The sequence below is a fragment of the Pseudomonas sp. FSL W5-0299 genome (assembly GCF_005930655.1).
Lineage (GTDB): Bacteria > Pseudomonadota > Gammaproteobacteria > Pseudomonadales > Pseudomonadaceae > Aquipseudomonas > Aquipseudomonas mandelii.
Genome location: NZ_RXHX01000001.1, coordinates 77502 through 91494 on the forward strand (window position 1 = coordinate 77502; position 13993 = coordinate 91494).

General features: G+C 61.0%; 11 protein-coding genes. 8 read left to right on the forward strand and 3 right to left on the reverse strand.

All coding sequences use genetic code 11. The features are described from left to right. Window positions 1-6 precede the first annotated feature (6 nt). The 5 genes from FHL16_RS00390 (at window position 7) to FHL16_RS00410 (ending at window position 5969) form a co-directional block, all read left to right on the forward strand. Window positions 7-1917: an ATP-binding cassette domain-containing protein gene (locus tag FHL16_RS00390; RefSeq protein ID WP_077747154.1), complete on the forward strand. Its 1911-nt coding sequence runs from the start codon at window positions 7-9 to the stop codon at window positions 1915-1917. After that, window positions 1917-2498 (forward strand): mechanosensitive ion channel family protein, encoded by a 582-nt coding sequence (locus FHL16_RS00395; RefSeq protein ID WP_077747155.1) that lies wholly within the window; start codon window positions 1917-1919, stop codon window positions 2496-2498. Before FHL16_RS00390 ends, FHL16_RS00395 begins: the two co-directional genes overlap by 1 nt. Before the next feature lie 208 nt (window positions 2499-2706). Further along, window positions 2707-3339 carry a homoserine/homoserine lactone efflux protein gene (rhtB, locus tag FHL16_RS00400; RefSeq protein ID WP_010465055.1) on the forward strand — a complete coding sequence of 211 codons (633 nt, stop codon included), beginning with the start codon at window positions 2707-2709 and terminating at the stop codon, window positions 3337-3339. Window positions 3340-3489: 150 nt separating this feature from the next. After that, window positions 3490-5388 (forward strand): FTR1 family protein, encoded by a 1899-nt coding sequence (locus FHL16_RS00405; protein WP_077747156.1) that lies wholly within the window; start codon window positions 3490-3492, stop codon window positions 5386-5388. A 125-nt stretch (window positions 5389-5513) separates the two neighbouring features. Beyond that, window positions 5514-5969: a YaiI/YqxD family protein gene (locus tag FHL16_RS00410; protein WP_010465051.1), complete on the forward strand. Its 456-nt coding sequence runs from the start codon at window positions 5514-5516 to the stop codon at window positions 5967-5969. 56 nt (window positions 5970-6025) lie between these two features. Here FHL16_RS00410 and elbB read toward each other — a convergent pair whose 3' ends face one another. Next, window positions 6026-6694, reverse strand: a complete 669-nt coding sequence (elbB, locus tag FHL16_RS00415) for an isoprenoid biosynthesis glyoxalase ElbB (protein ID WP_077747157.1) — start codon at window positions 6692-6694, stop codon at window positions 6026-6028. 116 nt (window positions 6695-6810) lie between these two features. Between elbB and FHL16_RS00420 the strand changes: the two genes are divergently transcribed. Beyond that, window positions 6811-8046, forward strand: coding sequence for a sterol desaturase family protein (locus FHL16_RS00420; RefSeq protein WP_077747158.1), 1236 nt, complete (start codon window positions 6811-6813; stop codon window positions 8044-8046). Here FHL16_RS00420 and FHL16_RS00425 read toward each other — a convergent pair. Further along, on the reverse strand, window positions 8027-8650 hold the full coding sequence (locus FHL16_RS00425; protein WP_077747159.1) for a DedA family protein: 624 nt from the start codon (window positions 8648-8650) through the stop codon (window positions 8027-8029). The two genes, FHL16_RS00420 and FHL16_RS00425, sit on opposite strands and share 20 nt — an antisense overlap. 206 nt (window positions 8651-8856) lie before the next feature. Between FHL16_RS00425 and hemB the strand changes: the two genes are divergently transcribed. Both hemB and ppk1 read left to right on the forward strand, forming a co-directional pair. Next, a complete protein-coding gene (hemB, locus tag FHL16_RS00430) occupies window positions 8857-9870 on the forward strand; it encodes a porphobilinogen synthase (protein ID WP_077747160.1) in 1014 nt (337 codons plus the stop codon). A gap of 18 nt (window positions 9871-9888) precedes the next feature. Continuing rightward, window positions 9889-12111 (forward strand): polyphosphate kinase 1, encoded by a 2223-nt coding sequence (gene ppk1, locus FHL16_RS00435; RefSeq protein WP_010465040.1) that lies wholly within the window; start codon window positions 9889-9891, stop codon window positions 12109-12111. A gap of 195 nt (window positions 12112-12306) precedes the next feature. On the opposite strand, the gene ppx is transcribed toward ppk1, so the two are convergent. Next, on the reverse strand, window positions 12307-13809 hold the full coding sequence (gene ppx / locus FHL16_RS00440) for an exopolyphosphatase (protein ID WP_010465038.1): 1503 nt from the start codon (window positions 13807-13809) through the stop codon (window positions 12307-12309). Window positions 13810-13993 lie beyond the last annotated feature (184 nt).

Sequence of the window (13993 nt, forward strand, 5' to 3'; positions counted from 1 at the left end):
GCCATTATGATTCGACTTCAGAACCTGACTTTACAGCGTGGCCCTCAACGTCTGCTAGAAGACGCTGAGCTGACCCTGCACGCCGGCCACAAAGCCGGCCTCATCGGTGCCAACGGCGCCGGCAAATCGAGCCTGTTCGCCTTGATTCGGGGCGAACTGCACCCGGACTCGGGTGACTGCTTCCTGCCGGCCGACTGGCGCATCGCCCACATGCGTCAGGAAATCGAGACCCTCGAACGCCTGGCGGTCGACTACGTGCTCGATGGTGACCTGCGCCTGCGTGAGGTGCAACGCGACCTCGCCGCTGCCGAAGCATCGCATGACGGCGCCGCTCAGGCCCGTCTGCACGCGGAACTCGACAGTGCCGACGGTTACACCGCCGACGCCCGGGCTCGCAAGCTGCTGGCCGGTCTTGGGTTCACTAACGAGCAAATGGATCGTCCGGTAGGAGATTTCTCTGGTGGCTGGAGGATGCGTCTGAACCTGGCGCAGGCTTTGATGTGCCCCTCGGACCTGCTGCTGCTCGACGAACCGACCAACCACTTGGACCTCGACGCCATCATCTGGCTCGAAGAATGGCTGAAAAGCTATCCCGGCACCTTGCTGCTGATTTCCCACGACCGGGACTTCCTCGACGCCGTGGTCGATCACGTCGCCCACGTTGACCAGCGCAAGATCACTCTGTACCGCGGTGGTTATAGCGCCTTCGAACGCGCCCGTGCCGAACGCCTGGCCCAGCAACAGCAGGCCTACGAGAAGCAGCAGGCGCAACGTGCGCACATGGAAAGCTACATCGCCCGCTTCAAGGCCCAGGCCACCAAGGCCCGTCAGGCCCAGAGCCGGATCAAGGCGCTGGAGCGGATGGAAGAGCTGTCCGCCGCCCACGTCGATTCGCCGTTCGACTTCGTCTTCCGTGAATCGCAGAAAATCTCCAGCCCGTTGATCGATCTGTCGGACGCTCGCCTGGGTTATGGCGACAAAGCCGTGCTGGAGAAGGTCAAGCTGCAACTGACCCCCGGTGCGCGGATCGGTTTGCTTGGCCCGAACGGTGCCGGTAAGTCGACCCTGATCAAGAACCTCGCCGGTGAACTCTCGCCGTTGGCCGGGCGCCTGACCCGTGGTGAGAACACCGTCGTCGGCTACTTCGCCCAGCATCAGCTCGATTCCCTCGATTCCAAGGCCAGCCCGTTGCTGCACTTGCAGCGTCTGGCGCCGACCGAACGCGAGCAGACCCTGCGCGACTTCCTCGGCGGTTTCGACTTCCGTGGCGCGCGTATCGACGAGCCGGTGCTGAATTTCTCCGGTGGCGAAAAGGCCCGTCTGGCCCTGGCATTGATTGCCTGGGATCGGCCGAACCTGTTGCTGCTCGACGAACCGACCAACCACCTGGACCTCGAAATGCGCCTGGCGCTGACCATGGCCCTGCAGGAATTCAGTGGCGCGGTGCTGGTGGTCTCTCACGATCGTCATCTGCTCAAAAGCACCACCGATAATTTCTATCTGGTGGCCGACGGCAAGGTCGAGGAGTTCGACGGCGATCTGGAAGACTACGCCCGCTGGCTGGTCGACTACCGTCAGCGCAATGCGCCGGTCAGCAACACCCCGGTCAACCCGGACAAGACCGACAAGAAGGCCCAGCGCCAGGCCGCTGCTGCGTTGCGTCAGCAACTGGCACCGCACAAGCGTGAGGCTGACAAGCTCGAAACCGAGTTGGGCAAGCTGCACGAGAAACTGGCGAAGATCGATACCAGCCTCGGCGACAGTGACATTTACGAACCGGCGCGCAAGAACGATTTGCGCGATCTGCTGGCTGAACAGGCCAAGTTGAAGGTGCGTGAAGCCGAACTCGAAGAAGCCTGGATGGAAGCCCTGGAACTGCTCGAAAGCATGCAGGCGGAGCTGGAGGCGCTGTCCTGATGGAAGCCTTCAAGCTGCCGCTGCCGGCGGGGTGGGGCGAGCCGATCTGGTTCGCTGCGCAAATCCTGCTGATTCTGTTGGCGGGTTACTTTGCCCAGCGCTTCGTCGCTAAATGCCTGACGCGCCTGGGCGAGCGCTACCCGTTTCCACCGCAACTGCTGATGCCGCTGCGCGGAGGTTTGCGCTGGCTGATCATGGGCAGTGCGCTGATTTTCGTACTCGAACGCCTCGGAGTCTCGGCCACCGTGCTCTGGACCGCGTTGTCCGGGTTTGTTGCGGTCGCGGCAGTGGCGTTCTTCGCCATGTGGAGCGTGCTGTCCAACCTGCTGTGCGCGATCCTGATCTTCACCGTCGGCCCGTTCCGCATCGGTGACGTCGTCGAGTTGGTGGACACCACCGACAAACCCGGCGTCAAAGGCCGGGTGGTGGCGATCAATCTGCTTTACACCACGCTGATTGAAGCGGAAGAACTGGGTACCGGCAGCGCCATGGTGCAAGTGCCCAACAGTCTGTTCTTCCAGCGTTCGGTTCGGCGCTGGCGCGGGAGTGATGTGTTTCCGTTGAGCGGGATCGAAAAGTAAACCTTCTGTTGCCGGACACACCGCTATCGCGAGCAGGCTCCTCCCACAGGGGAACGTATTTCAACTGTGGGCGTGAGCCGGCTCGCGATGGGACCAAAAGTCATAAAACGTTGGTCGGCAGTCGCTCTATCCTTCAAAAAATCGGTAGTCATCAGCCCAAAGCCGCATTAGCTTAGACGTCTGTCACAAGTCTGAGTCGAGGTGTGCAATGGAGCTTCAAACATGGCTGGCGTTTTTTGCCGCCTGTTGGGTGATCAGTCTGTCTCCCGGTGCCGGCGCCATTGCGTCGATGTCCAGCGGTCTGCAATACGGTTTCTGGCGCGGTTACTGGAACGCCCTGGGCCTGCAATTGGGCCTGGCGGTACAGATCGCGATTGTCGGCGCCGGTGTGGGTGCGATTCTCACGGCATCAGCCACCGCTTTCTATGCGATCAAATGGTTCGGTGTGGCCTACCTCGTTTATCTCGCGGTCAAGCAATGGCGCGCGCTGCCCAGCGACATGAGTGACGACGCGGCCGTGCGTCAGATCGGCAAGCCGCTGGCTTTGGTGTTCCGTGGGTTCCTGGTCAATATCAGCAATCCCAAGGCTCTGGTGTTCATGCTGGCGGTGTTGCCGCAGTTCATTGATCCTCACGCACCGCTGCTCGCTCAGTACCTGATCATTGGTGTGACCATGGTCTGCGTCGACCTGATCGTCATGGCCGGGTACACCGGGTTGGCGTCGAAGGTGCTGCGCCTGTTGCGCACGCCCAAGCAGCAAAAACGCATGAACCGGACCTTTGCCGGGCTGTTCATCGGTGCGGCGGCGTTTATGGCGACATTGCGCAAAGCTGCGGTTTAAAGCACCAAGGAACACAAAAGGCGACCTCCGAGGTCGCCTTTTTCATGTCCGGAGCCCCTGCAGAAACGCCGGTACTTGCTAACAAAGCTTGAGTGAAAGTCATTGGAAGTGAACAATGTGTTACTTCGTATTTCCAATTGAGATTCATTCATGACTGCCCCGTCCCGTTTCCTGGCCTGGCTGGTGTTGCCGCTGTTTGCCTTGTGCAGTTTCAATCTGCTGGCTTCCACCGTGGAAGGCGCGCCGCAAGCCCTGCATTTGCTCGATTACATCGGTGCGGATTACCCGCAGACGGTGCAAGCGGGCAAGGTCGTCGACGAGTCCGAATACCGCGAGCAACTGGAATTCATCAAGGTCTTGCAAGGCTTGATCGCCGCGATGCCGGCCAAACCTGAAAAAGCCGGGCTGGAGCAGGGCGTCAGCACGTTGCGCAATGCAATCGATGCCCGTCAGGACGGCGCGGACGTGGCCCGTCAGGCTCGGCAACTCGGCGCGAAACTGGCCGTGGCCTATGAAGTCAGTCAGGCGCCGATCATTACCCCGGATCCGACCCGTGGTGCACCGCTTTACGCCCAGCATTGCTCGGTCTGCCACGGCGATACGGGGGCCGGTGACGGCCCGGCGGGTGTCGGTCTGACGCCGCCGCCAGCCAATCTGCGTGACACGGCGCGCCTGGATCACCTGAGTCTGTACGCGATCTACACCACAGTGGGCCTGGGCGTCGAAGGCACGGACATGCCGGCCTTCGCCGATCAACTGGACGATCGCCAGCGTTGGGACCTGGCAACCTACATCGCCGGTTTCAGCGCCGATCCGGCCGCCGCCACATCCGAAAAGACCTACAACATCGCCGACCTCGCTCGTCAGACGCCAGCCGAAGTGCAGGCCGCCGATGGCCCGCAAGCCGCCGCGACGTTCCGTGCGCAGCGGGCGCAACCGCCGCAGGTCAAGCGCGGCCCGGCGCAGTTGCTCGACTACACCGCCGCCACCCTGGACAAGAGCCTCGCGGCCTACCGTGCCGGTGATCATGATCAAGCCTATGACTTGTCGGTAGCGGCGTATCTTGAAGGCTTCGAACTGGTCGAGAGCTCGCTGGACAACGTCGACGCCAACGTGCGCAAGGACACCGAAAAGTCCCTGATGGCGTACCGTCAATCGTTGCAGGACGGTTTTCCGGTGGCCCAGGCCCAGCAGCGTCTGGACGCGGCCAAGGCCAAGTTGAAGGAGTCCGCCGGGCTGCTGGGCAGCGACGGCTTGAGCTGGTCCTTGAGCTACATCTCCGGTTTGCTGATTTTGCTGCGTGAAGGCCTCGAAGCGATTCTGGTGCTGGCGGCGATCCTGGCGTTCCTGCGCAATACCGGCCAGCAATCGGCGGTTCGCAGCGTCAACGTCGGTTGGGGCCTGGCGTTGTTGGCGGGTCTGGCGACCTGGGCACTGGCGGCCTATGTGATTGATGTCAGCGGTTCGCAGCGTGAATTGCTGGAAGGTGCGACGGCGTTGTTTGCCGCCGTCATGGTGCTCTGGCTGGGCGTGTGGATGCACGACCGTCGTCACGCGGCAGCCTGGCAGGATTACATCAAGAGCAGCCTGGTGGGCGGCGGCGGACGCTTCGGCTTTGCGACGCTGGCGTTTTTCTCGGTGTATCGCGAGCTGTTTGAGGTGATTCTGTTCTACGAAACCCTGTGGCTGCAGGCGGGGCCTGCGGGGCATAACGCAGTGTTGGCCGGTGGTGCAACGGCGCTGGTGTTGCTGGTCGGGCTGGCGTGGGTGATCCTGCGTGGCTCGCAAAAACTGCCGCTGTCGTTGTTCTTCAGCATCAACGCCGGTTTGCTCTGCGCGCTGTCGGTGGTGTTCGCCGGGCATGGCGTGAAGGCGTTGCAGGAAGCCGGAATCTTCGGCACCCGGCCGGTGCCGTTCTTTGACTTCGACTGGCTGGGGATCCACGCGGATGCGTATTCGCTGAGTGCCCAGTGCTTGGCGATCGTTGCGATTGTGGTGCTGTATGGCCGTAGCTGGATGGCGGAGAAGCGGCGGGTGCAGGTTTCTTAAGAGCATTCGCTGCGCTCATATTCGCGGGCAAGCCTCGCTCCTACAGGTTGTACGCGGCCCCAAATAACGCGCGAATCCTGTAGGAGCGAGGCTTGCCCGCGAAGCTTTTAACGGAGGGAAACATAATGCGCGTATGGATCGATGCCGACGCCTGCCCACGGGCGGCGAAGGATCTGGTGGTGAAGTTCGCCCTCAAGCGCCAGTTCGAAGTGGTGCTGGTGGCGGGGCAGCCACAGATCAAACCTGGCCTGGCTCTGGTGAAGCTGATCGTTGTGCCCAGCGGCCCGGATGCCGCCGATGACTATCTGGTGGAACACGCGGTGCCAGGTGAACTGGTGATTTGCAGCGATGTGCCGCTGGCCGATCGGCTGGTGAAAAACGGCGTTTCAGCGCTGGACCCGCGGGGCAAGGAATTCGATGCGCAGAACATGGGCGATCGGTTGGCAGTGCGTAACCTGTTCACCGATCTGCGTGAACAAGGCCAGATGAGTGGCGGGCCGGCGCCGTTTGGTGAGCGCGAGAAGCAGGCGTTCGCCAATGCGCTTGACCGGATACTCACTCGGCTGACCCGTAAAGCCTGAGCCTTACTCAAATCAAAGGTGGGCGCGAGCAGGCTCACTCCCACAATTTGACCGCGTTAAGCGTCGTTTTCGTGGGTCAGTTCGAGGACACGGTCGACCAGTTTGTTGATCCCCGAGGCGGCTTCGCTGATGCTCTGGGCCAGCATATAAGCCGGGGTGCAGACCAGTTTGCGCGCCTTGTCTTCGACGATGTCGCTCACTGCGCAATCCTGGTGAGTGGCGCCCATCTTGTTCATGGCGGTGGCGGTATCGGCGTCGTTGCCAATGGTGCAAGTCACACCCGGCCCATAGATTTTCGCCGCCAGCGCCGGCGAAATGCACATCAACCCCACCGGTTTGCCCGCTTCGGCAAACGCTTCGGTCAACGCCAGGACGTCCGGTTGGACGGTGCAACCGGCGCCTTCGATGGCGAAGTTCGACAGGTTCTTGGCCGCGCCAAACCCACCCGGCACGATCAGCGCGTCGAAGTCTTCGACGCTGGCCTCACGAATGTCCTTGATGTTGCCCCGGGCGATCCGCGCCGATTCCACCAGCACGTTGCGTGACTCGGGCATTTCGTCGCCGGTCAGGTGATTGATCACATGCAATTGCGAGATATTGGGGGCAAAGCACTGCACCTCGGCGCCACGCTGGTCCAGGCGCAGCAAGGTAATCACGCTTTCGTGGATCTCGGCGCCGTCGTACACGCCACAGCCGGAAAGGATCACTGCAATTTTTTTGCTCATGGGTTTTTCTCCAGATTCATGGCGTTAAATGTCCACTAATTTGTCACTCGTTGCCATAGGGTTAATTCGCGGCTACACCTAGCATCTGTCCTCAAGATTCCGATCAGGGCGCGTCAATGGACTTCATTCTGTATGCGGTGCCGTTTTTCTTTGTGCTGATTGCCGTCGAGCTGCTGGCGGACCGCTGGCGCGGGTTGAGCAATTATCGGCTGGCGGACGCGATCAACAGCATCAGCACCGGGGTGTTGTCGACCACTACCGGCCTGTTGACCAAAGGCGTCGGCCTGGTGACCTATGCGTTTGCCCTCCAGCACCTGGCGCTGTTCGAACTGTCGGCCGACAGCGTCTGGGTCTGGATGTTTGCCTTCGTCCTCTATGACTTCTGCTACTACTGGCTGCACCGTATGGGCCATGAGCGCAACATCCTCTGGGCCGCGCACTCGGTGCATCACCAGAGTGAGGACTACAACCTCTCCACGGCCCTGCGCCAGACCAGTACCGGCTTTCTGCTGAGCTGGATTTTCTACCTGCCGATGGCGGTGCTCGGCGTGCCGTTGCTGGTGTTCATCAGCGTTGCCGCACTCAACTTGCTCTATCAGTTCTGGGTGCATACCAAACACATTCCCAAGCTCGGCTGGTTCGAGTGGTTCTTTGTCACGCCGTCCAATCATCGGGCTCACCATGCACAGAACGCTCTCTACATGGATCGCAACTACGGCGGGGTGTTCATTATTTGGGACCGTCTATTTGGCTCGTTCCAGGAAGAGGACGACAACGAGCCGGTGATTTTCGGCGTGACCACGCCGTTGGCAAGCTGGAATCCGTTGTGGGCGAACGTGCAGTTTTACGCACAGCTTTGGGATGACGCGCGACGGGCTGAAAGCACATGGGACAAGCTGCGGATCTGGTTCATGCGCACCGGCTGGCGGCCGGCGGATGTGGCGGCCAAGTACCCGATGAACAAACCGGACCTGAGTCAGTTCCGCAAATTCGAGGTGCCGCTGGACGGGCGTCAGCAGGTGTATGTGGCGTTGCAGTTCTGCGTTTACATCGCGCTGGGCAGCTATTTGATGAACCTCGAGCCACGTTTGCCGACTGCCGCGCTGGTGTTGGGCTGGGGCGCAGTGGCGTTCGGCTTGTTTACGTTGGGCATGGCCCTGGAGAATCGCCCGCAGGCGTTGAAACTGGAGCTGCTGCGCCTGGCATCGAATGTGCCGCTGGTGTGGCTGGCGCCGGTAGTCGGGCTGTGGCCGGCCAGCGCAGTGGGCTGGATCGGCCTGTTCAGCTACAGCCTGCTCAGCGGCATTGGTCTCTACTGTTGCAGGGACCGCTTCACTCGGTTGGCGTCTTAGTCTCGGCGGCCTTGGCCAGCTCGGCTTGCTCGTCGGCGTAGATCTTCTTCGCCAGACGGGCATTCTTGAAACGCCGGCGCAGCCACAAGCCCAGGCCCAGTACCAGCAGGGCACCAAGCACCCACAGCTCGTACTTCTTGACGCTGCCCAGCATGCCCTCAAGCACCGCGCCGAAGTGATACGCCGCTGCGGCCAGTGCGGTCGCCCAGATCGCAGCACCAATCCCGTTGAGCAGCAGATAACGCCCCGGCGGATATCCCGACAGGCCGATCGCCACCGGCATGACCGTGCGCAATCCATAGACGAAGCGGAAACTCAGCACCCAGATGTCCGGGTGTTTGCGGATATGTTCCAGCGCCCGGTCACCCATCAGTTGCCAGCGTGGTTTGCGCGCCAGCAATTTGCGACCGTGTTTTCGCCCGAGGAAATACCACAGCTGATCGCCGGCATAACTGCCACAGAACGCCACGATCGTGACGATCTTGATGTCCATGTATCCGCGGAACGCGAGGAAGCCTGCGAGCACCAGGATGGTTTCGCCTTCGAAGAACGTGCCGAGAAAGAGGGCGAAGTAGCCGAATTCCTGAAGAAATTGTTGGAGCATTGTCTGGATGCTGGCGAAATGAACGCGCAGCCTAACCCTTCGTGAACATTCATGAAAGTGTCCAAATGTGTCTCGACGTGAACATTTCCTACAAGGACAATGGAATGCGACTACCTGCCGCAGGGGTGCACATAACTGTAATACCACGGTCATAATGGCCGCTTATAACTGTCACGCTCGCACGCCAGCGGGCTCAGGAGTCTGCCGTGAGCTTTACCCCCGCCAACCGTTTGTTTCCTGCAACCCGCCTGCGTCGCAATCGCCGTGATGATTTTTCGCGTCGACTGGTCCGTGAAAACGTTCTGACCGTCGACGATCTGATCCTGCCGGTGTTCGTGCTGGACGGTGAAAACCGTCGCGAAGCAGTCGCGTCGATGCCGGGGGTTGAGCGTCTGACCATCGATCTGTTGCTCGAAGAAGCGGCCAAGTGGGTCGAACTGGGGATTCCGGCAGTGGCGTTGTTCCCGGTCACGCCCCCGGAGCTCAAGTCCCTGGACGCCGCTGAAGCCTGGAACCCGAACGGCATCGCCCAACGCGCCACCCGCGCCTTGCGTGCGCAGTTCCCGGAACTGGGTGTGATCACTGACGTCGCTCTGGACCCGTTCACCACCCACGGCCAGGACGGCATTCTCGACGAAGAGGGCTACGTGCAGAACGACATTACCGTCGATGCCCTGGTCAAGCAGGCGCTATCCCACGCCGAGGCCGGCGCACAGGTGGTGGCCCCGTCGGACATGATGGACGGTCGCATCCAGGCCATCCGCGAAGCGCTGGAGCTGGCCGATCACGTCAACGTGCGGATCATGGCTTACTCTGCCAAGTACGCGAGCGCCTATTACGGCCCGTTCCGCGATGCGGTAGGTTCGGCGCTGAACCTGGGCAAGGCCAACAAGGCCTCCTATCAGATGGACCCGGCCAACAGCAACGAAGCCCTGCACGAAGTGGCGGCGGACTTGTCAGAAGGCGCGGACATGGTCATGGTCAAGCCAGGCATGCCGTATCTGGACATCCTTTACCAGGTCAAAGAAGAATTTAAAGTGCCGACCTTTGTTTATCAGGTCAGCGGTGAATACGCCATGCACATGGCGGCCATCCAGAATGGCTGGTTGAGCGAAGGGGTTATCCTCGAATCCCTGACCGCTTTCAAACGTGCAGGGGCTGATGGCATCCTGACTTACTTTGCCGTGCGCGCCGCTCAATTGTTACGAGAGCAGAAATAGCCCTCCCAGGAACATTCCATGAATACCGAAGGACTCACTGAAGTTGCCGTAAAAGAAGCTCAACCCGTGGTCGAGCAAATCGCCGAGACGCCGCCGGAGCTGGAACCCGCTCCACCCGCGGCGGTGACCGAAACCGCAACAGCGGCGCCAGCGATTGCGATTCCCGGTCTGGATGACAGCAGCCTGTATATCCATCGCGAGCTCTCGCAACTGCAGTTCAACATCCGCGTGCTGGAACAGGCGCTGGATGAGTCCTACCCGTTGCTGGAGCGGCTGAAGTTCCTGCTGATCTTCTCCAGCAACCTGGACGAGTTCTTCGAGATTCGCGTGGCTGGCCTGAAGAAGCAGATCACCTTCGCCCGTGAGCAGGCCGGTGCCGATGGTCTGCAACCGCATCAGGCCCTGGCCCGCATCAGCGAGCTGGTACACGGTCACGTCGACCGTCAGTACGCGATCCTCAATGACATTCTGTTGCCGGAACTGGAAAAACATCAGGTCCGCTTCATCCGTCGGCGTCACTGGACCACCAAGATCAAGACCTGGGTGCGCCGCTATTTCCGCGACGAGATTGCGCCGATCATCACCCCGATCGGCCTCGACCCGACGCACCCGTTCCCGTTGCTGGTGAACAAGAGCCTGAACTTCATCGTCGAGCTCGAAGGCATCGACGCCTTCGGTCGCGATTCCGGTCTGGCGATCATCCCCGCGCCACGCTTGCTGCCGCGCGTGATCAAGTTGCCGGAAGAAGTGGGCGGCTCGGGCGACAACTATGTATTCCTGTCGTCGATGATCCACGCGCACGCCGATGACCTGTTCCAGGGCATGAAGGTCAAGGGCTGCTACCAGTTCCGCCTGACCCGAAACGCTGACCTCGCGGTCGATACCGAAGACGTGGAAGACCTGGCCCGCGCCCTGCGCGGCGAGCTGTTCTCCCGTCGCTACGGTGACGCGGTGCGCCTGGAAGTGGCCGACACGTGCCCGAAACACCTGTCCGACTACTTGCTCAAGCAGTTCAACCTGCACGAGACCGAGCTGTATCAGGTCAACGGTCCGGTCAACCTGACCCGCCTGTTCAGCATCACCGGCCTGGACAGTCAGCGAGCGCTGCAATACACGCCGTTCACCCCGCAGATCCCGAAACTGCTGCAGAACAGCGAGAACATCTTCAGCGTGATCAGCAAGCAGGACATTCTGCTGCTGCACCCGTTCGAGTCCTTCACTCCCGTGGTCGACCTGTTGCGCCAGGCCGCGAAGGACCCGCATGTATTGGCGGTCCGCCAGACCCTGTACCGCTCCGGCGCCAACTCGGAAATTGTCGATGCGCTGGTGGATGCCGCGCGTAACGGCAAGGAAGTCACCGCGGTGATCGAGTTGCGTGCGCGCTTCGACGAAGAGTCCAACCTGCAACTGGCCAGCCGTCTGCAAGCGGCCGGTGCGGTGGTGATTTACGGCGTTGTGGGCTTCAAGACCCACGCCAAGATGATGCTGATTCTGCGTCGCGAAGCCGGCGAGATCGTGCGTTACGCCCACTTGGGTACCGGCAACTACCACGCGGCCAACGCCCGCTTGTACACCGACTACAGCTTGCTGACCTCGGACGACGCCTTGTGCGAAGACGTCGGCAAACTGTTCAGCCAGCTCATCGGCATGGGGAAAACCCTGCGCATGAAGAAGCTGCTGCACGCGCCATTCACGTTGAAGAAGGGCATGCTCGACATGATTGCCCGGGAAACCCAGTTCGCCCTCGATGGCAAACCGGCGCACATCATCGCCAAATTCAACTCGCTGACCGATCCGAAGATCATCCGCGCGCTGTACAAGGCCAGTCAGTCCGGGGTGCGTATCGATCTGGTGGTGCGCGGCATGTGCTGCCTGCGTCCGGGTATCGCCGGGGTGTCGCACAACATCCATGTGCGCTCGATCATCGGGCGTTTCCTGGAGCACACCCGGGTGTTCTACTTCCTCAATGGCGGTGAAGAGCAGATGTTCCTGTCCAGCGCCGACTGGATGGAGCGCAACCTCGACAAGCGCGTAGAGACTTGCTTCCCGGTCGAGGGCAAGAAGCTGATCATGAGGGTCAAGAAAGAGCTGGAGCTTTATCTGACCGACAACACCCACAGCTGGAGCCTGCAGGCGGACGGTCGCTACATCCGCAACACGCCGACCGGCAACCAGAACCCGCGCAGCGCGCAGGCGACCTTGCTGGAGCGGCTGGGCAGTCCGATTCTCGCCGTTCGCTGACGCAGATTCTGTTGGGCAAAAAAAGGGCGATCCACATGGATCGCCCTTTTTGGTTTCAGCTTTCTACCTGTGGCGAGGGAGCTTGCTCCCGCTGGACTGCGTAGCAGTCCCCTTCTTTTCAGGGATAGACGGGGGCGCTTCGCACCCCAGCGGGAGCAAGCTCCCTCGCCACAGGGAATGTGATCGCTGCGGTTTTTAGCGCACGTTCAGCGTGAAGCTGACTCGGGTGAGCCATTCCGCTTCGAGAGCGAAGTCGGCCTGGGTCAGTTGGTTTTCGTCCAGCCAGTTTTCAGGGAACAACACATCGAGGCTGTCGCGTTTGGCGTGCAAGACGACCTGCGGCATTTCCTGGGTGCCACGGATGTGATGGAACAGGATCGCAAAGCGCAGCAGCACGCACAGACGAATCAGCTTGATCCCGTCCTCGCCGAAATCGGCAAACCGGTCCCGGGGAATGTTGCGTCGGTGACCGCGCACCAACAACGCGAGCATCAGTTGGTCTTCACGGGAGAACCCGGCCAGGTCCGAGTGCTCGATCAGGTAGGCGCCGTGCTTGTGGTATTGATAGTGAGCGATGTCCAGGCCCACTTCATGGACCTTGGCCGCCCAGCCGAGCAGTTCGCGCCAGACGCCGTCATCCAGTTCCCAATCCTTGGCCACCTGATCGAAGGCATGCAGGGCTTTGCGCTCGACCCGCGCCGCTTGTTCCAGATCGACGTGATAACGCTCCATCAGCGAGCTGAGCGTGCGCTCACGGACGTCTTCATGGTGATGACGGCCCAGTAGGTCATAGAGCACGCCTTCGCGCAGGGCGCCTTCACAGTGATCCATGCGCTGCAGTTCTAGGGCGTCGAAGATCGCTTCGAGAATCGCCAGGCCGGCGGGGAAAATCGCGCGGCGGTCAGGCTTGATGCCTTCGAAGTCGATTTTCTCGACATCGCCCAGCTTCATCAGTTTGCGCTTGAGCCAGGCCAGGCCTTCGGCGTTGACCTCGCCCGTGCCATGACCGCCCGCCTTCAGCGCCAGGCCAATGGCGCGGATGGTGCCCGAGGAGCCGATGGCTTCATCCCAGGTCAGGCGATGCAGCGCGTGTTCGATGCTCATGATCTCCAGCCGCGCTGCGGTGTACGCCTGGGCGTAGCGGGCCGGGGTGATCTTGCCATCCTTGAAATAACGCTGGGTATAACTGACGCAGCCCATCTGCAGGCTTTCGCGCAGCAGCGGTTCGAAGCGCTGGCCGATAATGAATTCGGTACTGCCGCCGCCAATGTCGGCCACCAGGCGTTTGCCCGGGGTGTCGGCGAGGGTGTGGGACACGCCGAGGTAGATCAGGCGCGCTTCTTCACGGCCGGAGATGACTTCCACCGAGTGGCCGAGGATTTCTTCGGCGCGGCGGATGAATTCACCGCGGTTGCGGGCTTCACGCAGGGCGTTGGTGCCGACGATCCGCACGGCACCGGGCGGCATACCGTTGATCAGTTGGGCAAAACGCTTCAGGCAATCGAGCCCGCGCTGCATGGATTCTTCGTTGAGCTGACGCTCTTCGTCGATGCCGGCGGCCAGCTGAACTTTCTCCCCGAGGCGCTCGAGAATACGGATTTCGCCGTTCTGGGCCTTGGCCACGACCATGTGAAAGCTGTTGGAGCCCAGGTCGATTGCGGCGATCAGGGACAGATTCTTGGCTTGGGATTGCGGCATGGTCATGGGGTCTCGGTCGATAACCTCGACATCCTGCCACGATCAAACGCTGCCGCCAACGCGCAGCGTTCAAAGCCTTGATCCAGAGCACGGACGGCATGAGTTCCTGTGGCGAGGGAGCTTGCTCCCGCTCGACTGCGCAGCAGTCGCAAAACCTGCACATGCGATCCAGTGAAAACGAGGT

Coding starts and splice junctions, on each gene's coding strand:
- FHL16_RS00390 (WP_077747154.1), top strand. CDS start 7: ATGATTCGACTTCAGAACCTGACTTTACAGCGTGGCCCTCAACGTCTG.
- FHL16_RS00395 (WP_077747155.1), top strand. CDS start 1,917: ATGGAAGCCTTCAAGCTGCCGCTGCCGGCGGGGTGGGGCGAGCCGATC.
- rhtB (WP_010465055.1), top strand. CDS start 2,707: ATGGAGCTTCAAACATGGCTGGCGTTTTTTGCCGCCTGTTGGGTGATC.
- FHL16_RS00405 (WP_077747156.1), top strand. CDS start 3,490: ATGACTGCCCCGTCCCGTTTCCTGGCCTGGCTGGTGTTGCCGCTGTTT.
- FHL16_RS00410 (WP_010465051.1), top strand. CDS start 5,514: ATGCGCGTATGGATCGATGCCGACGCCTGCCCACGGGCGGCGAAGGAT.
- elbB (WP_077747157.1), bottom strand. CDS start 6,694: ATGAGCAAAAAAATTGCAGTGATCCTTTCCGGCTGTGGCGTGTACGAC.
- FHL16_RS00420 (WP_077747158.1), top strand. CDS start 6,811: ATGGACTTCATTCTGTATGCGGTGCCGTTTTTCTTTGTGCTGATTGCC.
- FHL16_RS00425 (WP_077747159.1), bottom strand. CDS start 8,650: ATGCTCCAACAATTTCTTCAGGAATTCGGCTACTTCGCCCTCTTTCTC.
- ppk1 (WP_010465040.1), top strand. CDS start 9,889: ATGAATACCGAAGGACTCACTGAAGTTGCCGTAAAAGAAGCTCAACCC.
- ppx (WP_010465038.1), bottom strand. CDS start 13,809: ATGCCGCAATCCCAAGCCAAGAATCTGTCCCTGATCGCCGCAATCGAC.